Source organism: Sphingomonas oligophenolica, assembly GCF_006438955.1.
Lineage (GTDB): Bacteria > Pseudomonadota > Alphaproteobacteria > Sphingomonadales > Sphingomonadaceae > Sphingomonas > Sphingomonas oligophenolica_A.
Genome location: NZ_RCZK01000001.1, coordinates 296,969 through 315,793, shown reverse-complemented (window position 1 = coordinate 315,793; position 18,825 = coordinate 296,969). Strand labels below are relative to the sequence as shown.

Here is an 18,825-nt window from a genome sequence, read left to right as displayed (position 1 = left end):
ATCTCTCCCCTTGGGAGAAGGATTGCCTACCCCGAATTCCGCAGCGCGGTCGCGATCGCGTTGATCGACAGCAGGATGCCCTCGCCAATCCGCGGGTCATCTTCGCCCGCGCGGTGGCGCTTCATCAGTTCGATCTGGAGCAGGTTGAGTGGCTCGATATACGGCAGCCGCAGCCGGATCGAGGCATCGAGCGCGGGGTGTTTTTCGAGCAGCCGCGATTGCCCCGTCGCCGTCAGCAGGCCGTCGCGGGTCTGGTACCAGGCATCGCGGATCCGCCCGAAGATCGGATCGCGTAACGCTGGATCTTCCACCAGCTGCGCATAGCGTTCGGCGATCGCGATGTCCGATTTGGCGAGCACCATTTCCATATTGGCGAGCGCGGCGGCGAAGAACGGCCAGCCCTCCGCCATGTCGGCGAGCCGCGCTTTGTCCGGAAATGCCGCGATCGCCTGCCCGACCCCGTACCAGCCGGGCAGCATCGTGCGCGCCTGTGCCCAGCTGAACACCCAGGGGATCGCGCGCAAATCCTCGATGCGATCGGATTTCTTGCGGCTCGCCGGACGGCTGCCGATCTTGAGCCCCGCGATCTCGGCCAGCGGGGTCATCTGGCGAAAGAAGATGCGGAACCCCTTGGTGCCATAGACCAGGTCGCGATACGCGTGGAACGCGGTGTCGCTCATGGTCGCCATCGCCGCCTGGAAATCGGTGTTATCGGCGTTCGACAGCCGCGCCGGCTCCAGGCTGGCGAGCAGGGTCGCCGACGCCATCGCTTCCAGATTGGTCATCGCGGTGTCGCGGCTGCCATATTTGGCGGCGATCACCTCGCCCTGTTCGGTGATCCGGATCCGGCCCTGGACGGTGCCCGGCGGCTGCGCGCGAATCGCGGAAAAGGCTGACCCGCCGCCGCGCCCGACCGCGCCGCCGCGGCCATGGAACAACTGCATGCCGACGCCCGCCGCCTCGAACACCGGCTTCAGCGCGGTCGACGCCTGGAACAGGCTCCACGTCGAGGTGAGATAGCCGCCGTCCTTGTTCGAATCCGAATAACCGATCATCACTTCCTGATGGCCGCGGCGCTGCGCGATCGCGGCGGTTTCGGGCAGCGCGAACCAGTCGGTCATCACCGCGGGCGCGGCCTCCAGATCGCCGATCGTCTCGAACAACGGCACCGCCATGATCGCGGCGACCGGCGGGTCATCCGGCGTCCGACCGGGGGTGTAGAGCCCGACCTCCTTCATCATCAGGTTGATTTCGAGCAGGTCGCTGACCGATTCGGCCATCGAGACGATGTAGTTGGTGATGCACTGCGGGCCGTAGGTCGCGTGCGCCTCGGCGGCGGCGGCGAGGATCGCGAGTTCGCCCGTCGTCTCGTCCGAATAAGTGGTGAAGCGGCTCGCCAGCAGGCGCGGCGAGGCGAGTTCGCGGCGCAGCAACGCGACGCGCGCGGCTTCGTCGAGCGACAGGTAATCCGCCTCGACCCCCGCAACCGTGAGCAGTTCGGCGACGACGCGTTCGTGGACCGCGCTGTTCTGGCGCATATCGAGCGTCGCGAGGTGGAAGCCAAAGGTCTCGACCGACCGGATCAACCGCCCGAGCGCGCCGCCGCTGCGCAGCGGACTGTTCGCGGACAGCGCGTGCGCGAGCGCCGCGAGATCGCGGCGGAACGCCTGCGGATTGGCATAAGGCTCGCCGACCAGATGGCCGCCGCGCGCAGGTGCCTTTCCCGTAATCGCCAGATACGTCGCGGCCAGGCGCGCGTAGAGGCCCGACAGCGCGCGGCGATAGGGCTCGTCGGCGCGGGTCGGGGCCGCGTCGCCGCTCGCCTCGGCCAGCGCGACCACCGCGTCGTCGATGGCGGCATGCTCGCTCGATATCGACAGTTCGGCGCCCAGCGCGTGCAACTGGTCGAGATAATGGCCGAGCACCGCCTCACTCGACCGCCTGAGAGCGGTACGCAGGCTGTCGGCGGTGACGAAGGGATTGCCGTCGCGGTCGCCGCCGATCCAGCTGCCGGGGCGCAGGAACGACGGCACCCGCTCTCCGAACGCACGATCCCAGCGCTGGTAGAGCGCGGGCAGCGTGGGCAGGAACACGTCGCGCAGGTAGCTGAGCGCGGTCTCGACCTCGTCGGTGACGTACAGCTTCTCGCGCCGCAGCACCCGGGTCTGCCACAGCAGCGCAATCTGGCGCAGGATGGCGTCGTCGATTGAGTCACCATCAGGGGTTTCCTTACGCCCCGTATCCTTGAGCTGCATCAGCTCGGCGATCCGGTTCTTGTGATCGATCATGCTCTTGCGCCGCACCTCGGTCGGGTGCGCGGTCAGCACCGGCGCGATCAGCGCGTGCGCCAGAAGGTCGGCGATCGCGGCATGGTCGAGCCCTTCGCGTTCGAGCGTCGCGACTGCGGAGGCGAAATCCGCATCCGGTTCGGCGGCGATGCCCTGGCGATCTTCGGCGAGGTTGGCGAGCATCGAGAACAGCATGAACCCGCGGACGAAATCGAGCGTCTCGTCAAGGTCGAGCTTGCCGAGCCCGAGGTCGAGCGCGGCGCGGTTGCCCAGCCCGTCCTGCCCGTTGGCGTGGTCGCGTGCGCGATCGACCGATGCCTTGCGGATCGCCTCGGTCGCATCGAACAGCGCATCGCCGCCATAGGCCCGGATCACCTCGCCCAGCTTCGCGCCGAGGAAGCGGACATCCGCGTTGTTTTCGATCCGGGGGAGGCTGGCCATGACGCTAATGCTGCGCTGCGACAGGCGCAGGGTCAACCGTTGTGAGCGCGTCAGCTAGTCGGGGGTGGCAATCCGGTTCTCGAGCGCGTCGCCGACCGAATCGCCGCCGGTCGGTACATCGCCGCGCGCGCGGTTCGCGTCGCGCCACGCCTGATGCTCCTCTGAGGTGACGGTGCTGTCGTGGTTGAGGTCCATCGCGTCGAACCGTTTCAACGTGCCTTCGCTGAACTCGATCGGGCTGACCGACCCGTTGCCGTCCTTGTCGAGCCGTCTCAGCCGCGCGGTGCGGCGGGGCAGTTCGTCGGGGGTCAGACGATCGTCGGTGTTAAGATCTAGCTGGCGGAACCGGCGATCCATCGACGAGCCGAAATCGATCCGCGACATCACCGCGGGCGGGGTGAACCCCGCCGCGTTCGCATTCGCATCCGCCACCGCCTTGGCCTCGTCCGCCGATTGGCCGCATCCAGCCAGCAACGCTGCGCCGATCAGCACCAGACCTGCCATCGATCGCATAACTACTCCATCAGGCTTCGAGTTCGATGTCCCAATAGAGCCAGTCATGCCAGGTGTCGTGCAGATAGTTGGGGGGGAAACTCTTGCCATGTTCCTGAAGATGCCAGTTGGTCGGGCGGATCGGATCGATATGCAGCGGCATCGATGCCTGTTTGGGGGTTCGCCCGCCCTTCTTGAGGTTGCACGGCGCGCAGGCGGTGACGACATTCTCCCACGTGGTGCGCCCACCCTGCGCGCGCGGCACGACGTGATCGAACGTCAGATCGCGCGGATGCCCGCAATATTGGCACGCGAATCGATCGCGCAGGAACAGGTTGAACCGGGTGAACGCGGGAAACGCCGATGGCCTGACATAATGTTTGAGCGCGATGACCGAAGGCAGCTTCATCGACAGGTTGGCGCTGTGCACCTCGCGCTCGTAATGCGCGACGACATCGACGCGGTCGAGGAACAGCGCCTTGATCGCGGTCTGCCACGGCCACAGGCTCAGCGGATAATAGGACAGCGGCGTATAATCGGCATTCAGCACGAGAGTTGGACACGCATCGGGATGACGGATCAGATCGGGATGAAACACGGCCCTTCCTCACTCGGCTACCTTCGCGGCGTGTCGCCGATCAGGATGACCGCATCATGACAGCACGGCGAGCGATTCGCGGTCAAGGGGCGGCGTGCGTCACCCGCTTCGCGCCGAGCCCGACCGGGCTGCTCCACGAAGGCCATGCCTATTCGGCGATTCTGGCGCACGATATCGCGCGCGAGACCGGCGGACGGTTCCTGCTGCGGATCGAAGACATCGACGGCACCCGCAGCCGCCCCGACCATGTCGATGCGATCCTCGCCGATCTCGCGTGGCTGGGGCTAACGTGGGACGATGTGGTGTTCCAGTCGGCGCGGCTCGACCTGTACGCCGCGGCGATCGATCGGTTGCGGCGGCGGGGGCTGGTCTATCCGTGCTTCTGCACCCGCGCGGCGATCACGGCGAGCCTGTCGGCGCCGCATGGATCCGAAGGCCCGGCCTATCCGGGGACGTGCCGCGTGCTCACCCCCGACGAACGCGGGGCGCGGATGGCGGAGGCGCATTGCTGGCGGCTCGATCTTGCCCAGGCGCTTGATGCGGTTCCCCCCGGCCTGCGCTGGCACGATGCGATCGCGGGGGAGGTGGTTGCCGATCCCACGCCGCAGGGCGACGTCATCCTGGCGCGCAAGGATGCACCCGCCTCCTATCACCTCGCGGTAACCGTCGACGACGCCGCGCAGGGCGTGACCGACATCGTCCGCGGGGTCGACCTGTTTGCGGCGACGCATGTCCATCGCCTGCTCCAGGCGCTGCTCGACCTGCCGACCCCGCGCTATCATCATCACCCGCTCTTGACCGACACCAACGGCGAACGCCTCGCCAAGCGCCGCGGCGCGCCGAGTCTCGCGGCGTTGCGTGAGGGTGGGGTGGACGGATCGGCGCTCGCCGCGCGGCTGCGCGCGACCATTGCGAAATCGCCTCAACCGACTACATTCGAGCTATGACGATCTTCCTCTCGATCCTGCTCGTGGCCGCGATGATCGCGACCGTGGTCGCGCTGGTGCGCGGCGTCGTGTCGTTCCTGCAGGAAGGGACCGAATCGGTCCGCAACGGCGAAGGGCCAAGTCCGGCGTCGATGAAATCGAACCGCATGATGCAGCAACGGATATTCTTCCAGGCGCTGGCGATTACGATCGTCGTCGCGATCATGATGCTCGCCGGCCACAATTGACGCGCGCGACCGATATCCAAGCCGGGGGGCAACACGCTGGTCAAGCTCAACAAGATTTACACCCGCACGGGTGACGCCGGGACGACCGGGCTGGTCGACGGGTCGCGCGTGTCGAAAGCGGATGCGCGGATGGCGGCGATCGGCGATGTCGACGAAGCCAACAGCGCGATCGGCGTCGCGGTCGCAGCCTTGGGCGCGGGCGATGCCGCCACCGCGCTGATGCGGATTCAAAGCGACCTGTTCGATTGTGGCGCCGACCTCGCCACCCCCGGCGACGATTTCACCCCGAGCGCGATGACGCTCAGGATCGTGCCCGCGCAGGTCGACCGGCTCGAACACGAGATCGACGCGATGAACGCCGGCCTCACCCCGCTCGCGAGCTTCATCCTGCCGGGCGGCGGCACAGCGGGCGCGGCGCTGCATCTCGCGCGCGCCATCGTCCGCCGCGCGGAGCGGAATGCCGTCGGATTGGGCGTGGCCGCCAATCCCGCCGCCGTCACCTATCTCAACCGTCTGTCGGATTACTTGTTCGTCGCGGCACGGCACGTGAACAAAACCGGTGCGGGCGACGTTCTCTGGGTTCCCGGCGCGACGCGTTGACCCACGGCAACGCAGGTCGATCGGGATTCTGATACACGATTCGCGGACGACGCGAGGAGACGACATGCCCAAGGCCGCCCCCGCCCCCGCCAAGCCCGCATCCGCCAGTACCGCGCGTTCGCCGAACGATCGGTCGACGCTCCACGATCGCGTCGCCGGGGTGCGCAGCCTCAGCCTCGCGCTCGCCGCGCCGCTCAGCGATGCCGACGCCACCGTCCAGTCGATGATCGACGCCAGCCCCGCCAAATGGCATCTCGCGCACACGACGTGGTTCTTCGAAACCTTCGTGCTGCGCGATCACGTCGCGGGGTATCGCCAGCACGACGAACGCTGGCCGTTCCTGTTCAACAGCTATTACGAGGCGGAGGGCAAGCGCCACGCGCGTGATCGCCGCGGGATGGTGACGCGCCCGACGCTCGACGAGGTGCGGGAGTATCGCGCACATGTCGATGCGGCGCTGCTCGCGGCGCTGCCGACATTGCCCGACGCGGCGCGCGATCTGGTGGTGCTGGGGTGCCATCACGAGGAACAGCATCAGGAACTGCTCGTCACCGACATCCTCCACCTGTTTGCCGAAAACCCGCTCGAACCCGCGCTCTGGCGCGCGCCGCGCAAGGTGCCGGTCGAAATGCCCGGCCCGATCGGCTGGATCGCGCACGATGGCGGGGTGGTCGAGATCGGGCACGGCGGTTCCGCCGAGGATTTCGCGTTCGATTGCGAAGGGCCGCGGCACCAGGCGCTGCTCCTGCCGCATGCGATCGCCGATCGGACGGTGACCAACGGCGAATGGGCGGCGTTCATCGCCGATGGCGGTTACCGCGACCCGCGTCACTGGCTGTCCGATGGCTGGGCCTGGGTAAAGGCCGATGCGATCGACGCACCGCTCTATTGGGAGCAGGTCGATGGCGCGTGGACGCGCTTCGGGCTCGACGGTCGCCGCGCGCTCGATCCCGCCGCGCCGGTCACGCATGTCAGCTTTTACGAGGCGGATGCCTATGCCAGCTGGGCCGGGGTGCGATTGCCGACCGAGGCCGAATGGGAGGCCGCCGCCGCGGGTCATGATCCGCGCACGGGCAATTTCATGGACGACGCTGGCCCCGTCGAACCGCGCCCCTCGGTTGATCGCCCCGCGTTTTTCGGCGACGTGTGGGAATGGACCGGCAGCGCCTATCGCCCCTATCCCGGCTTCACTCCGGTCGAGGGCGCGGTCGGCGAATATAACGGCAAGTTCATGAGCGGGCAGTTCGTGCTCCGCGGCGGCAGCTGCGCGACCCCGCGCGGGCATGCCCGCGCCAGCTATCGCAACTTCTTCTATCCGCACCAGCGCTGGCAATTCACCGGCGTCAGGCTGGCGAAGGATCTTTGACATGCTGAAACGCGAAATCGAAGACGGCGACCAGTCGCTCGCCGATCCGCAGTTCCGCGCCGACGTGCTGGCCGGGCTGGCGCGACGTCCGCGCGCCATCCCCGCGCGCTGGTTCTACGATCGCCGCGGCTCCGAATTGTTCGAAGAGATCACCGAGCTTCCCGAATATTACCCGACCCGCACCGAACGCGCGATCCTCGAGCGCGCCTGCCCGGAAGTTGCGACGATCGCGGGAACCGGCCGCGCAGTGGTCGAATTCGGGTCGGGATCGTCGGTGAAGACTCCGATCCTGCTGCGCACGGTGGCGCCGTCGGCCTATGTCCCGATCGACATTTCGGGCGATTTCCTGCGCGAATCGTCGAAGACGCTGTCGCGCCAGTTTCCCGATCTGCTGGTGCTGCCGTTCGAGGCGGATTTCATGAAGCCGCTGACGCTGCCGCGGACGATCGCGGATGCGCCCAAGCTCGGCTTCTTTCCGGGCTCGACGATCGGCAACATGATCCCGCGCCAGGCGGTCGACCTGCTCCGCTCGATGCGCGAATCGCTCGGGGAAGGCGCAATGCTGCTGATCGGGATGGATCGGATCAAGGACGAGTCCACCTTGATGTCCGCCTATGACGATGCCGCAGGCGTAACCGCGGCGTTCAACCTCAACCTTCTCGATCGCATCAATCGCGAGCTCGAAGGCACGATCCCGGTCGACGCCTTCCGCCATCGCGCGATCTGGAACGACGATCGCGCGCGGATCGAGATGCACCTCGAAGCAACCCGTGACGTGGCGTTCACCGTGGCGGGGAACGACTTCACGGTTCCGGCGGGCGAGACGATCCACACCGAAAACAGCCATAAATACGGCACCCGCGACGCGCGCATCCTGCTGAGGTCCGGCGGCTGGACCCCGGTCGCGATGTGGACCGACCCCGGCGACCGGTTCGCGCTGTATCTCGCCGAGGCGCAAGCAGAACGGCCCGCGCCCTAACGGGTTGCGGTGCGCGCGCGCCAGACCGGAATATAGTCGATCGAGCCGCGGCATTCGCCCATCGCGGACTGCTCGACCAAGCGAAAGCGGGTGCCGTCCCACGCGAACGCCTGGATCGTGCCGCAATCGCCGATTCCGCGGCCCTTGCCGTATGTCGTCAACCGGTGCGCCTTGGCGTCCCAGTCCGCGTTGATGATGTCGCCTTTGTCCTCTTCCGCGATCCCCGGCGGCGCGTCGAAGCGTGCTGGGGTAGCGTTCCCGCTATCTTCGACGACGAAGGCGCTGCTGAACAGATTATACGCGCCATTGCCGCACGGGTGCGCGACCAGCACCAGGCTGTGGGTCGCGTCGATCCGGTGCGCTTCGGGCTCGATCGGGCCGATCGCATAATCGCAAAACGCATTGTCGGGGCCGATCAATTTGGTCGCGGCGGCCACCGAGAGCGTGGCCGGTTTTGCGGTCGACGGCGGCGGCATGCTGATGACAGGCAGCGCCAGCTCCGCGGGCGCGGTGCCAGCGCCGGGCTTGCGCAATGCGCTGGTCGTGCCGACACGCTGCTGTTGCGCATCCATATAGAGCAGCGATGCCGCGAGCCCGGCGAGCGAGACGGTCGCGATCGGCGTGCCGGTCGGTGTCGTGAGCGCGACGGTCTTGCCATTGGCCAGCGCCGCTGCGCGCGCGCGGTCCAGCGTCAGCGTCGCGGTATCGCCAGTGCCGGAGAGCGGGGCGAAGGGCTTGCCGTCCACGGTCAGCATCGCGTGCGTAGGCGGCGTCTTGCCGATCGGCACGATCAACCGCGCAGGCGCATCGGGCGCGCCGCCGCGCTCAATCAGCAGCAGCAGATAGCCGTCGCGATCGTCGGTCTCGGGGACCAGCGCATTCGCCTGGCACGCGCGCGCATTGTCGCAACCGATCGTCCAATCGCCGAACGTCGTCAGTTCGCCGAGGTGCCGCGCGACGGCGGTGTCGGTTACGGGCACTATTCCTGGCGAGGCCGTCGGGGACGCGACCGGGAGAGGCGAAGACGCAGCGACAGTGTTGGCCGCCGCATCGGGGCCATCGCTCTTCGCCGCCGGAGAACAGGACAGCGCCGCCAGCGCGATGAGGGGGTAGACACGCATCGCGAACACATAGCCCGCTCGCGGCAAAGCCGATAGGGCGCGGCGCAACACGAATGTTCGAACGGAGACCGACAATGCAGACGATTGGTGTGATCGGCGCGGGGCAGATGGGCGCGGGAATCGCGCAGGTGTCCGCCGCGGCGGGTTATCGCGTGCTGCTGAGCGATGTGTCGAAGGACCGCGCCGAGACGGGCAAGGCGGGAATCGCCAAGCAACTCGCGCGTGCGGTCGACAAGGAAAAGATCGACGCCGCGACGCGTGACCGCACGCTTGAGCGGATCGAGGCAGTCGAGAACGTCGGTGCGATGGGCGCATGCCAGCTTGTCATCGAGGCGGCGACCGAGCGCGAAGAGATCAAGCGCGCGATCTTCAAGGATGTCGGCGCGGTGCTCGGCGCGACCGCGATCCTGGCGTCGAACACCTCTTCGATCCCGATCACCCGGCTCGCGCAGGCGTCGCCCGATCCCGCGCGCTTCATCGGCGTTCATTTCTTCAATCCGGTGCCGGTGATGGGGCTGATCGAGGTGATCCGCGGGCTCGCGACCGCCGACGACACCGTGACGCACATCGAAACCTATGCCGCCGCGCTTGGCAAGCAGGTGGTGCGCGCCAACGACGCGCCGGGCTTCATCGTCAACCGCGTGCTGATGCCGATGATCAACGAGGCGGTGTTCGCGCTCGGCGAAGGCGTCGCGACGATCCGCGACATCGACCTCGCGTGCCAGCTCGGCCTCAACCACCCGATGGGGCCGCTGACGCTCGCCGACTTCATCGGGCTCGATACCTGTCTGGAGATTACGCGCGTGCTGTTCGAGGGCACCGGCGATCCCAAATTCCGCCCTGCGCCGCTGCTGGTGAAATATGTCGAGGCGGGCTGGCTCGGGCGCAAGACCGGGCGCGGCTTCTACGATTATGCGGGCGATACGCCCCAGCCCACCCGCTGACAGGAGACACGCGATGAGCATCGACGACACCATCGTCGACACCCCCGACGGGCCGATGACCTACGCCGCATGGAAAAAGAAAAACCCGGTCCAGCTGCCCTCGCGGCGGACCAAGGGCAAGAAATTACCGAATAAAGTCAAACTCCGTACCGACGAGGAATGACCCGATGATGCGGTGACTGCATCGATTCGACCAGTCTCTCCGTACCTGTCGGCACACACCGCCGGTCATTCACCCGGCGTGCTGTTCACAACGGAGAGACACCTATGAAGAAGCTCATCACCACCACGCTCGCCGCGGCTGCGCTGGCCGCGGGCGGCACCGCCATCGTCTATGCGCAGACCAACCCGATGGTCGGCGGCGCCGCGATGTACCCGACCAAGAACATCGTGGAAAATGCGGTCAATTCGAAGGATCATACGACGCTGGTCGCCGCGGTGAAGGCCGCCGGGCTTGTCGACACGCTGTCGGGCCCCGGCCCGTTCACGGTCTTCGCGCCGACCAACGAAGCCTTCGCCAAGCTGCCCGCGGGTACCGTCGCCACCCTGGTGAAGCCCGAGAACAAAGCGACGCTCACCAAGATCCTGACCTATCACGTCATCCCGGGCACGATCACCGCTGCGCAGATCGCTGCGAAGGCCAAGGCGCATCAGGGGATCGCAAACTACAAGACCGTCGAAGGCGATTCGTTGCGCTTCACCAAATCGCCGAAGGGCGGTTGGACGATCATGGATACCCACGGTCATCGCGGCAAGATCTCGATCGCCAACGTCCGCCAGTCGAACGGCATGATCCACGTCATCGACACGGTCATGATGCCCTAATCGCCAGCTTCCTCCGCCCAGCGTCGCTCACGACGGGCGAAGGAAATCACCGCTTGGTTCCACCGGGCGGTCGGGTCGGGTCCGTCGGCACTGCCGGCGGACCCGATTTTGGTGGTCAGCCGCGCGCCTCCGCGGCGGAATGCGCCGCGCCAACCTGTTTGATGAATTCCCAGATGGCGGGAGAAAACGGCGGTTTCTGATCGCCTTTCCATTCGTCGATATGGTCGTACATCTTGCTTACCCCCTGCTTCATCGCGGGGGTCGCGACCGCGGTGAACGGCTCCAGCAGCGCCTGCCATTCCCGATAGAAGGATTGCGCCTCGGGCGAGGCGGGTCGCATCGGCAGTGCGGCCTCGATCCGTGCGACGAGGTCGTCCCATGTTGCGGTGTAGGCGGCTTGATCCCAGTCTTTCGGCATCGCCTGGCGCGTCCGGGCGAAATCCTGCTTGGCGTCCTCGCTCAGGTACTGATCGGCGACGCCGCTCCAGTGTTGGTGTTCCATCAGCGTATCTCCTTGTCGAATCAGTGAGCACAGGGTCGCGACATCGATCTGCTCACCTGAATCGATGCGGGACTTGACCGTCGTCAGCATCGCGCGCGCGGCGGCGATGCGGTCGGACTGGGATTGGAGCGCGTCGAGCTGCGCGGTGACGAGCCGCCCGAGGTCGACCTCGCGCCCCGCGAGCAACCGCGCGATGTCGCTAAGGCTAAACTCCGCGCGCTTCAGTGCCGCGATCGCGGTCAGCCGCGCGAGGTCACCGCTGCCATAGACTCGCCGCCCGTTCGCGGTGCGCAGCGGGCGGATCAGCCCGCGCGCCTCGTAGAACCGCAGCGCGCGCGCGGTCATCCCGGTGCGCGTCGCCACCTCCGCGATGTCGAATATCGTCGTCATGCGACTCATGTAGCGGTTGACGCTGCGTCAACTGCAAGCCCGAAATATCAAGGGAGGTCGCCGGTCTCGCGATCCTTGAGCGACAGCCAGGCGTAGGCGATCATCACGACGCACCCCGCGCCAGCGGCCAGATACGGCAGCGAATGCTGCGCGTCGTACAGCGCGACCCCGATGCTGGGGCCGAGGACGAAGCTGGCGCCGTTGACGCTGGTGACCTTGCCCGCGACCGATCCTTGCGCCTCGGTGCCGACCGCCAAGCTCGATCCTGCGGTGAAGCCGGGGCGGGTGAAGCCGAACCCCAGGCTCGCGAGGCCATAGGCGGTCGCGATGCCGTATAGCGACGTCGCCAGCCCGGTCAGCGCGGTGCCCGCCGCGGCGAACACCAGCCCAGTGAGCACGAGCTGCCGCGGGGTGAGGTTGAGCAACGGGATGATGCCCCATTGGGCGAGCAGCGAGGCGCCCGCTCCCATCATCAGCACGATTCCGGTGGGCTCGAGCGCGGCGATTGGGGCAACGTGGAGCCGGTCGATGACCAGGAATCCGATTGCCTGGCTCGTCATCGCCTGGGCGTGGCCCATCACCAGCCCCGCGATCATCCAGCCGCGGATGCGCGGGTCGAGATAGCCGACCGGTTCGCTGTGCGACCGGGTCGCGGCGGCGATGCTCGCGCCGCTCGGCGCGCCGCCGATCGACGGATACGCGCTGCTCGCACCGTGACCCGATCGGCGGCGCGGGTGGGTGCCGGTGCGATCGTCGGGCAGCATCGCGCGGACGGTGATCCACACGCCCACCCCGAATAGCGCGAAGACGAACGCGGGGCCCGCCAGTCCGATCTCGACTCCACTGAGATGACCGAGAAACAAATACGGCGCGATCGCCGGCCCCAGGATCGTCCCCAACCCGAACGCGCTCGCCAGCAGCGTCAGCGCTTTGGTCCGCTCCTCGCGCGTGGTTTCGCCCGCGACCAGCGCCTGGACCGCGGGCGGCGCGGCCGATCCGAAGGTGCCGTAGATCAGCCGCCCTCCGATGAAGGCGAGGAACGCCGCGGTCCCCGAAATCCAGCCATTGATCCCGGCGAGTAGGAATATCCCGCACAGCGACAGCGAGACCGCAAAGCCGCCGACTCCCAGCAGGATCATCGTGCGCCGCCCGTGCCGGTCCGATCGATTCGCCCAGAACGGTGCGGAGATCACCCACAGCAGCGCCGACACCGAAAATGCTGCGGCGACCGCGCGATCCGCGACCCCGAGGGAACGGCCGAGCGCGGGCAGCACCGATTGCAGCGCGGTGTTCCCCGCCGCGATCGTCAACATCACCAGAAACATCAGCGCGAACTTGCGGTCGAAGCCTGGAAGCCGAGGGCGGGCAGGGGAGGGGACCGAAGAGGGGGTCGGGGCGGTCACGCCGCGGCGCTTTCGTCCAACGTCCAGCGATAGCCGCGCTCGACCCGCGCGACCGCGACCGAATAGCTGTCGTACCAGCGCGCCCGGCCCACATCGCGGATGCTGGCATGCCCGGGATGATCGCGCCACGCGATCGCGGCGGCATCGTCCGCCCAATAGCTGACGGTGATCCCGAACCCGTCCGCGCCGCGCGCGCTGTCGACGCCGCGATAGCCGGGTTGCCGCGCCGCGAGCGCGTCCATCGCCGCGCTCGCCTCCGCATAGCCTGCTGCATCCACGCGAGTGCGGTGCGAGGCGAAGATGACCGCGATCTGGCCGTGGCGGGTGGCGTCCATGGTTATGGGATTAGGGATTGCGGCGGCGCTGGCAAGTCGCAGCATGGCCCGATCGGTCATCGCTCACGACAACGCCCAAGGCTGCGGGGCACGAGCCGATGGTGCCGCCCGATCAGGTCGACGCAACCCCAGCCCTTGAAACGCGTTTGGCATTCGTGCGACGGGGAAATATCCTCGCCGTCGTGCGGGATCACGATCGACAAGGAAGCCGATGCCAAGTTCGACCACCGCCGCGCGACGTTCACGCATACGTCCCGCGGGAGTGCCCTCGCCCTGGGGGATGTTCTTTCAGGGTTTCCTCAAGCACCCGGTGATGGTCGGATCGATCATCCCGTCGTCGGACAAGCTGATCCGCAAGATGCTCGCCCCGGTCGACTGGAGCGCGTGCAAGGTGTTCGTCGAATACGGCCCTGGAGTCGGCACCTTCTGCCGTCCGATCCTCGAACGGATGGCGCCCGATGCGACGCTGATCGCGATCGACACCAACCCCGATTTCATCCGCTATCTCGATCACACGATCAGCGATTCGCGCTTCGTCGCGGTGCACGGATCGGCGGCGGATGTAGAGCAGATCGTCGCAGACCTGGGCCATGGCGCGGTGGACTATGTGCTGTCGGGGCTGCCCTTCTCGACCCTCCCCCCTGGGGTGGGCCAGGAAATCGGCTACGCCACGCATCGCGTCCTTCGCATCGGCGGCGCATTCCTGGTCTATCAGTTCAGTCCCAAGGTGAAGGATTTCCTCACCCCCAACTTCACCGAGATCGACCACGACATGGAATGGTGGAACGTGCCCCCAGCGCAGCTGTATTGGGCGTGGAAAGACTGACGGTTCGCGGCGCGCCCCTTACTCGCTGACCCCGAAATTCAGCCCTCGCGAGACGCCGGGATCGACCACCGCGATCGTCAGATAGGCGAAGAATTGTTTCACCCGCTGGATCGGCCCGGTGTGGTCCTTGTACCATTGCTGGGTAATCGGCCGCGATTTGGCGATCTCGCCGTCGACATAGCCGCGCACATGCCGCGCGAACGCCGCATCCTTGATCCGCAGCATCATTTCCAAGTTGATGAACAGGCTGCGCATATCGAAATTCGCCGACCCGATATAAACCGCGTCGTCGACGACATATAATTTGGTGTGGAGCTTGGTCGGCAGGTATTCGAAGATCTTGACGTTCTTGCGCAACAGCCCCGCATAGGTGAACCGCGCCGCCGCGATCGTGACGTTGCTGTCGGATTTGGCGGCGGTGACGACACGCACCTCGGCGGCGCGCTTGCCCGCCTTGTCGAGCCGCTTCAGCATCGTTCGCGACGGCGCGAAATAGGCGGCGATCAGGTCGATTCGGGTCGCGCTGCGCATGTCGTTGCGGACGGTGCGCGCCCAGGGCGACAGCCGTTTGGTCGGCCCGCCGATCAGCCAGCGCAGCGCGCCGCTGTCCTCGCTGAAGTCGGACAGCGCGCGGTTGAGATGGCGCAGCTTGCCGGCATCGCGCTTCACCCAATCCTGCAACGCGTCGAAATAATCCGCCATCCGGGCCGCTGCTGGCCCCTCCACCAGCAATCCCAAGTCGCGCCAAGCCTGGTCATCGGGGGTGCCGAAATAATCGTCCTCGACGTTGAACCCGCCGATGATGATCCGCGCACCTTCGAGCCCAGCATCGGCAAGCGCGAGCTTCTGGTGGTTGCGGAGCAGATAACGCCGTCCAAATCGCGGGGAGAAACGACAGGTTTCAATTCCCGCCTCTCGCAGCGGTGTGAAGAAGGCGTCGTCGGTGTCGTCGCTGCCGAAGCCGTCGACGATCAGCGATACCGTCACGCCGCGCGCCGCCGCCGCGAGCAGCGCGTCGGTGACGCGTCGGCCCGTGTCGTCGTCGGCGAAGATGTAATAGAGGATCCGCAACGTGTCGCACGCTTCGTCGATCAACGCGAGCAAGGCGGCGAGGCGGCGTGGCCCGGTATCGAGGAGCGTCAGGCGGGTGCCGTCGACGGTGAAACTCGGCTGTGTGGGCGGCTCATTCATGCCGGGGTGATGGACGCGGTGCGAGACCGCGACAAGGTGTTTTCCTTGACTCGGCAACCGCGAGTGCCTAGGCATCGACGCTTCATTTCATCGTTATTTTGCGAAGGAAAGCGTCCATGGCGCGCGTCACTGTCGAAGATTGCGTCGACAAGATCCCCAACCGGTTCGACCTCGTCCTGTTCGCGGCGCAGCGCGCGCGGCAGATTTCTGGTGGCGCGGATTTGACCATCGATCGCGATCGCGACAAGAATCCGGTCGTCGCGCTGCGCGAGATCGCCGAGCAGACCGTCAAGCCCAAGCATCTCGAGGAGTCGGTTATTTCGGGGCTGCAGAAGGTCCAGATCGATGACGACGACGAGGCGGACGACATCGGCTCACTGGCCGCGTCGGCAGAGGCGCTCCGTCTCACCGCCGCCGCGCCGCCGCGCAACCAGAATCTGGGCGCGGATTACGAGGGCTGATCGGACCAGGGGTCGGCTTGGCTGATCCCTGTCCTCCCGGTACCGATCCGCCGCTCGACCGACGCCGCGTCATTCCCGCGGCGTTTTGGTGTCACCCGCGGTTGCGCGGAGCAACTTTCCTGGCGCGTGCGGCGGCGTCAGTCGCCTGTCCGCGGTGCCAAGCGGCCCTTGAACCCCTGCGCGACGACAAACCATTCGACCGATCCCTTGCGGCTCGCGGGCGGCTTGGCGTGCTTCACGGTCGTGAAGTTGCGCTTCATTTCCGCGACCAGCTCGGCATCGGCGCCGCCCGCAAACACCTTGGCGACGAAATGCCCGCCGGGTTCGAGCACGTCGATCGCAAACGCCAGCGCGGCCTCAACCAGCGCCATCGTCCGCAGCGCGTCGGTCTGCGGATGCCCGACAGTGTTTGCCGCCATATCGGACAGCACGAGATCGGGCGCGCCGCCCAGCGTCTCGATCAGCCGGTCGGGCGCGGCATCGACCATGAAATCCATTTCCAGGATCGACACCCCCTCAATCGGGTCGACCGGCAACAGGTCGATTCCGACGATCGCCGCCTTGGGCACCTGCCGCCGCACGACCTGGCTCCAACCCCCCGGCGCGAGCCCCAGATCGATCACCCGGCGCGATCCCTTCAGGAAGCCGAACCGCTCGTCGAGTTCGATCAGTTTATACGCGGCGCGGCTGCGATAGCCTTCCGCTCGCGCGCGCTTGACGTACGGGTCGTTGAGCTGGCGTTCGAGCCAGCGCGTCGATTGCGCGGTGCGCTTGCGCGCGGTGAGGACGCGGGTCTTGCCGCCGGAACCACCCCTGCTCATGGCCGCGGGCTCCCCATCAGCCGTTTTAGGATGCCTTCGCGAATCCCGCGGTCCGCGATGCCCAGCCGTTCGGCGGGCCACAAATCCATGATCGTCTCCAGGATCGCGCAGCCCGCAACGACCAGGTCGGCGCGCTCGTTGCCGATGCACGGTAGCGTCGCGCGTTCGGCAAGCGTCATCTTCGACAGATCCTTGCTGATCTGCCGCATCGCGCGAGTCGGGACGATCAGCCCGTCGACGAGCGATCGATCGTAGCTGCTGAGCCTCAGATGGACGCTGCCGAGCGTGGTCACCGTGCCGCTCGTCCCGAGCAGCCGCGGGCACCGCACCGACCGCGGCAGCCGTGCCGCAAACGCCGCCATGCTGTCAGCGACGGTCCTGCGCATCTTGGCGTAGGTATCGGCGAGCGAATCGCGCGTCGTGCCGAGGCCAGCGAATTCGGTGAGGGACACCACGCCCCAGGGGGTCGAATGCCAGTCGAGCACGCGGGGCAGCGGCCCCGATGTGTCGATCAGGACCAGCTCGGTAGACCCGCCGCCGATATCGAACACCAGCGCGGGGTCGTCGCCCGGTTCGATCAATGCATGGCAGCCGAGCACCGCGAGCCGCGCTTCCTCCTCCGCGGTGATGATATCGAGGTGGATGCCAGTCTCGGCCAGCGCGCGCGCGATGAACGCCGCGCCGTTGGTCGCGCGGCGGCACGCCTCGGTCGCGACCGATCGCGCCAGCGTGACGTTGCGTCGCTTCAGCTTGTCCGAACACACGCGGAGCGCCGCGATCGTGCGCTCGATCGCGGCGTCCGACAGCGCGCCGGTGGTCGCCAGCCCTTCCCCGAGGCGGACGATCCGCGAGAACGCGTCGATCACCACGAACCCGCTGCCCTGCGGTCGCGCGATCAGGAGCCGACAATTGTTGGTGCCAAGGTCGAGCGCGGCAAACGCCTGCGCGTCGGACCAGCGCCCCCGCTGGGGCCGGATCGGCGCCGGACGAGCAGGCGGAGCCTGCCGGTACGGCTGTCGGGCGGAATGATCCCCCATCGCCGTGTCACTTTCTGTTCTGTTCTGCCGTCGCGGACCCTGCCGGCCCTCTCGGTGCTTGGCGCCATCGTAGCGCAGCGCCGCCACAGCGACAAGCCGCGCGCGCGCCCCGTTGACACTCCCCCCGCCCCCGCCTAGACGCGCCCCGCTGTTGCCCCGTCGTCTAAAGGTAAGACTACGGACTCTGACTCCGTTAATTGAGGTTCGAATCCTCACGGGGCATCCAGCTTTTTGTCATATTCCATGATGGTCCGCTCATTCTTGCAGTTAGAGCGGATTTTCTGAAATGCAGCGTTCGTCGAGCCGTTGTTGACTAGGCCAGCAGGCTCGGACGGCTAATCCGCCAAATTTACGGCGTTGCCTCGGTGGACAAAATTCTGGCCGGGCTTGTCTATGAGGGTCCCCCGGTTTCTCCTCCAGTTCGAAGGCGAGTTTCCGGCGTTCAGTCGGTTGCCTTTGCAGCCGCGGCAGCAGCATATTCGATTGGCGTCAGCCAGCCAAGCGATGTGTGAGGACGGCTCTCGTTGTAGTCCCGCCGCCAGGCCTCGATCTTGGTCCGGGCGTCCTCGAGCGACAGGAACCAGTGCGTGTTCAGGCATTCGTCGCGCAGCCGACCGTTGACTGATTCCACGAACGCATTGTCCGTCGGCTTGCCCGGCCGGGAGAAGTCGAGCGTGACACCGTTCTCGTATGACCAGCGGGCGAGCGCCTTCGAGATAAACTCCGGCCCATTGTCCACCCGGATGGTTCTGGGCGCTCCGCGCGACAGGGTGATCCTTCCCATCGCGGCGACCACCTGTTCCCCCTTGATGCCCTGATCGACATCGATCGCCAGCGCGAGCAGCTTCAGGCGCCGCAACTCGCCGACGCCGAGCCCGCCATAAACCTTCTTCCAGCGGTAGAACGTCTGCTCAGAGATCCCCATCCGGCGGATCACCTCCGCCACCGCCGTACCCGTCTCCGCTTGCTTCAGCGCGAACGCGATCTGCTCGTCGCTATGCCGTGTCTTCTTCATGTCCAGCTCCTCGCCC

21 protein-coding genes and 1 tRNA gene are annotated in these 18,825 nt (G+C 66.7%); 11 read left to right on the top strand and 11 right to left on the bottom strand.

What is annotated here, in order from left to right; all coding sequences use genetic code 11:
- Positions 1 to 26: 26 nt before the first annotated feature.
- From ppc to EAH84_RS01635, 3 genes are read right to left on the bottom strand one after another with little or no spacing between them, the layout of a single operon-like run.
- A complete protein-coding gene (gene ppc / locus EAH84_RS01645) occupies positions 27 to 2,729 on the bottom strand; it encodes a phosphoenolpyruvate carboxylase (RefSeq protein WP_140866681.1) in 2,703 nt (900 codons plus the stop codon).
- A 54-nt stretch (positions 2,730 to 2,783) separates the two neighbouring features.
- Entirely contained in the window at positions 2,784 to 3,242 is a 459-nt protein-coding gene (locus tag EAH84_RS01640) for a hypothetical protein (RefSeq protein ID WP_161978310.1), read from the bottom strand.
- Between the two features lie 10 nt (positions 3,243 to 3,252).
- Positions 3,253 to 3,819, bottom strand: coding sequence for an HNH endonuclease (locus tag EAH84_RS01635; protein WP_140866676.1), 567 nt, complete (start codon positions 3,817 to 3,819; stop codon positions 3,253 to 3,255).
- A gap of 56 nt (positions 3,820 to 3,875) precedes the next feature.
- On the opposite strand from EAH84_RS01635, the gene gluQRS reads away from it, so the two are divergent.
- The 5 genes from gluQRS to egtD all read left to right on the top strand — a co-directional run bounded on the left by gluQRS (position 3,876) and on the right by egtD (position 7,938).
- Positions 3,876 to 4,766: a tRNA glutamyl-Q(34) synthetase GluQRS gene (gene gluQRS / locus EAH84_RS01630; protein ID WP_140866673.1), complete on the top strand. Its 891-nt coding sequence runs from the start codon at positions 3,876 to 3,878 to the stop codon at positions 4,764 to 4,766.
- Positions 4,763 to 4,993 (top strand): twin transmembrane helix small protein, encoded by a 231-nt coding sequence (locus EAH84_RS01625; protein WP_140866670.1) that lies wholly within the window; start codon positions 4,763 to 4,765, stop codon positions 4,991 to 4,993. Before gluQRS ends, EAH84_RS01625 begins: the two co-directional genes overlap by 4 nt.
- A 36-nt stretch (positions 4,994 to 5,029) precedes the next feature.
- Positions 5,030 to 5,593 carry a cob(I)yrinic acid a,c-diamide adenosyltransferase gene (locus tag EAH84_RS01620; protein ID WP_140866667.1) on the top strand — a complete coding sequence of 188 codons (564 nt, stop codon included), beginning with the start codon at positions 5,030 to 5,032 and terminating at the stop codon, positions 5,591 to 5,593.
- A 160-nt stretch (positions 5,594 to 5,753) separates the two neighbouring features.
- Entirely contained in the window at positions 5,754 to 6,959 is a 1,206-nt protein-coding gene (egtB, locus tag EAH84_RS01615; protein ID WP_241656422.1) for an ergothioneine biosynthesis protein EgtB, read from the top strand.
- A gap of 1 nt (position 6,960) precedes the next feature.
- On the top strand, positions 6,961 to 7,938 hold the full coding sequence (gene egtD / locus EAH84_RS01610; protein ID WP_140866661.1) for an L-histidine N(alpha)-methyltransferase: 978 nt from the start codon (positions 6,961 to 6,963) through the stop codon (positions 7,936 to 7,938).
- Here egtD and EAH84_RS01605 read toward each other — a convergent pair.
- Positions 7,935 to 9,059: a DUF1176 domain-containing protein gene (locus EAH84_RS01605; RefSeq protein WP_140866658.1), complete on the bottom strand. Its 1,125-nt coding sequence runs from the start codon at positions 9,057 to 9,059 to the stop codon at positions 7,935 to 7,937. The genes egtD and EAH84_RS01605 overlap by 4 nt on opposite strands.
- A gap of 74 nt (positions 9,060 to 9,133) precedes the next feature.
- Here EAH84_RS01605 and EAH84_RS01600 point away from each other — a divergent pair, with 74 nt between their 5' ends.
- The 3 genes from EAH84_RS01600 (at position 9,134) to EAH84_RS01595 (ending at position 10,828) form a co-directional block, all read left to right on the top strand.
- A complete protein-coding gene (locus EAH84_RS01600) occupies positions 9,134 to 10,003 on the top strand; it encodes a 3-hydroxybutyryl-CoA dehydrogenase (RefSeq protein WP_140866654.1) in 870 nt (289 codons plus the stop codon).
- Positions 10,004 to 10,016: 13 nt separating this feature from the next.
- A complete protein-coding gene (locus tag EAH84_RS16045) occupies positions 10,017 to 10,166 on the top strand; it encodes a hypothetical protein (protein ID WP_170209828.1) in 150 nt (49 codons plus the stop codon).
- 104 nt (positions 10,167 to 10,270) lie between these two features.
- Positions 10,271 to 10,828, top strand: coding sequence for a fasciclin domain-containing protein (locus EAH84_RS01595; RefSeq protein ID WP_140866651.1), 558 nt, complete (start codon positions 10,271 to 10,273; stop codon positions 10,826 to 10,828).
- A 115-nt stretch (positions 10,829 to 10,943) separates the two neighbouring features.
- Here the strand turns inward: EAH84_RS01595 and EAH84_RS01590 are convergent, their stop codons facing one another.
- The 3 genes from EAH84_RS01590 to EAH84_RS01580 all read right to left on the bottom strand — a co-directional run bounded on the left by EAH84_RS01590 (position 10,944) and on the right by EAH84_RS01580 (position 13,518).
- Entirely contained in the window at positions 10,944 to 11,720 is a 777-nt protein-coding gene (locus tag EAH84_RS01590; RefSeq protein ID WP_140866648.1) for a MerR family transcriptional regulator, read from the bottom strand.
- Between the two features lie 47 nt (positions 11,721 to 11,767).
- Complete coding sequence (locus EAH84_RS01585) at positions 11,768 to 13,045, bottom strand: MFS transporter (RefSeq protein WP_140867289.1); 1,278 nt, start codon at positions 13,043 to 13,045, stop codon at positions 11,768 to 11,770.
- A gap of 74 nt (positions 13,046 to 13,119) precedes the next feature.
- Positions 13,120 to 13,518 (bottom strand): antibiotic biosynthesis monooxygenase, encoded by a 399-nt coding sequence (locus EAH84_RS01580; protein WP_425326432.1) that lies wholly within the window; start codon positions 13,516 to 13,518, stop codon positions 13,120 to 13,122.
- A gap of 151 nt (positions 13,519 to 13,669) precedes the next feature.
- Here EAH84_RS01580 and EAH84_RS01575 point away from each other — a divergent pair, with 151 nt between their 5' ends.
- Positions 13,670 to 14,284 carry a class I SAM-dependent methyltransferase gene (locus tag EAH84_RS01575; RefSeq protein WP_140866645.1) on the top strand — a complete coding sequence of 205 codons (615 nt, stop codon included), beginning with the start codon at positions 13,670 to 13,672 and terminating at the stop codon, positions 14,282 to 14,284.
- Positions 14,285 to 14,302: 18 nt separating this feature from the next.
- On the opposite strand, the gene EAH84_RS01570 is transcribed toward EAH84_RS01575, so the two are convergent.
- On the bottom strand, positions 14,303 to 15,475 hold the full coding sequence (locus tag EAH84_RS01570; RefSeq protein WP_140866642.1) for a phospholipase D-like domain-containing protein: 1,173 nt from the start codon (positions 15,473 to 15,475) through the stop codon (positions 14,303 to 14,305).
- A gap of 116 nt (positions 15,476 to 15,591) precedes the next feature.
- Here EAH84_RS01570 and rpoZ point away from each other — a divergent pair, with 116 nt between their 5' ends.
- Entirely contained in the window at positions 15,592 to 15,936 is a 345-nt protein-coding gene (rpoZ, locus tag EAH84_RS01565; protein ID WP_140866639.1) for a DNA-directed RNA polymerase subunit omega, read from the top strand.
- A 137-nt stretch (positions 15,937 to 16,073) separates the two neighbouring features.
- On the opposite strand, the gene EAH84_RS01560 is transcribed toward rpoZ, so the two are convergent.
- Both EAH84_RS01560 and EAH84_RS01555 read right to left on the bottom strand, forming a co-directional pair.
- On the bottom strand, positions 16,074 to 16,757 hold the full coding sequence (locus EAH84_RS01560; RefSeq protein WP_140866636.1) for an RlmE family RNA methyltransferase: 684 nt from the start codon (positions 16,755 to 16,757) through the stop codon (positions 16,074 to 16,076).
- Positions 16,754 to 17,794, bottom strand: a complete 1,041-nt coding sequence (locus EAH84_RS01555; protein WP_140866633.1) for a Ppx/GppA phosphatase family protein — start codon at positions 17,792 to 17,794, stop codon at positions 16,754 to 16,756. Before EAH84_RS01555 ends, EAH84_RS01560 begins: the two co-directional genes overlap by 4 nt.
- A 152-nt stretch (positions 17,795 to 17,946) precedes the next feature.
- Between EAH84_RS01555 and EAH84_RS01550 the strand changes: the two genes are divergently transcribed.
- Positions 17,947 to 18,020 (top strand) — tRNA-Gln (locus tag EAH84_RS01550).
- Between the two features lie 216 nt (positions 18,021 to 18,236).
- On the opposite strand, the gene EAH84_RS01545 is transcribed toward EAH84_RS01550, so the two are convergent.
- A complete protein-coding gene (locus EAH84_RS01545; protein ID WP_140866630.1) occupies positions 18,237 to 18,809 on the bottom strand; it encodes an integrase core domain-containing protein in 573 nt (190 codons plus the stop codon).
- Positions 18,810 to 18,825: the final 16 nt, after the last annotated feature.

What these genes read in the sequence shown, in the direction of transcription:
- ppc (WP_140866681.1), bottom strand. Translation starts at nt 2,729, where the DNA reads ATGGCCAGCCTCCCCCGGATCGAAAACAACGCGGATGTCCGCTTCCTC.
- EAH84_RS01640 (WP_161978310.1), bottom strand. Translation starts at nt 3,242, where the DNA reads ATGCGATCGATGGCAGGTCTGGTGCTGATCGGCGCAGCGTTGCTGGCT.
- gluQRS (WP_140866673.1), top strand. Translation starts at nt 3,876, where the DNA reads ATGACAGCACGGCGAGCGATTCGCGGTCAAGGGGCGGCGTGCGTCACC.
- EAH84_RS01625 (WP_140866670.1), top strand. Translation starts at nt 4,763, where the DNA reads ATGACGATCTTCCTCTCGATCCTGCTCGTGGCCGCGATGATCGCGACC.
- egtD (WP_140866661.1), top strand. Translation starts at nt 6,961, where the DNA reads ATGCTGAAACGCGAAATCGAAGACGGCGACCAGTCGCTCGCCGATCCG.
- EAH84_RS01605 (WP_140866658.1), bottom strand. Translation starts at nt 9,059, where the DNA reads ATGCGTGTCTACCCCCTCATCGCGCTGGCGGCGCTGTCCTGTTCTCCG.
- EAH84_RS01600 (WP_140866654.1), top strand. Translation starts at nt 9,134, where the DNA reads ATGCAGACGATTGGTGTGATCGGCGCGGGGCAGATGGGCGCGGGAATC.
- EAH84_RS16045 (WP_170209828.1), top strand. Translation starts at nt 10,017, where the DNA reads ATGAGCATCGACGACACCATCGTCGACACCCCCGACGGGCCGATGACC.
- EAH84_RS01595 (WP_140866651.1), top strand. Translation starts at nt 10,271, where the DNA reads ATGAAGAAGCTCATCACCACCACGCTCGCCGCGGCTGCGCTGGCCGCG.
- EAH84_RS01590 (WP_140866648.1), bottom strand. Translation starts at nt 11,720, where the DNA reads ATGACGACGATATTCGACATCGCGGAGGTGGCGACGCGCACCGGGATG.
- EAH84_RS01585 (WP_140867289.1), bottom strand. Translation starts at nt 13,045, where the DNA reads ATGTTTCTGGTGATGTTGACGATCGCGGCGGGGAACACCGCGCTGCAA.
- EAH84_RS01580 (WP_425326432.1), bottom strand. Translation starts at nt 13,518, where the DNA reads ATGACCGATCGGGCCATGCTGCGACTTGCCAGCGCCGCCGCAATCCCT.
- EAH84_RS01575 (WP_140866645.1), top strand. Translation starts at nt 13,670, where the DNA reads ATGCCAAGTTCGACCACCGCCGCGCGACGTTCACGCATACGTCCCGCG.
- EAH84_RS01570 (WP_140866642.1), bottom strand. Translation starts at nt 15,475, where the DNA reads ATGAATGAGCCGCCCACACAGCCGAGTTTCACCGTCGACGGCACCCGC.
- rpoZ (WP_140866639.1), top strand. Translation starts at nt 15,592, where the DNA reads ATGGCGCGCGTCACTGTCGAAGATTGCGTCGACAAGATCCCCAACCGG.
- EAH84_RS01560 (WP_140866636.1), bottom strand. Translation starts at nt 16,757, where the DNA reads ATGAGCAGGGGTGGTTCCGGCGGCAAGACCCGCGTCCTCACCGCGCGC.
- EAH84_RS01555 (WP_140866633.1), bottom strand. Translation starts at nt 17,794, where the DNA reads ATGGGGGATCATTCCGCCCGACAGCCGTACCGGCAGGCTCCGCCTGCT.
- EAH84_RS01545 (WP_140866630.1), bottom strand. Translation starts at nt 18,809, where the DNA reads ATGAAGAAGACACGGCATAGCGACGAGCAGATCGCGTTCGCGCTGAAG.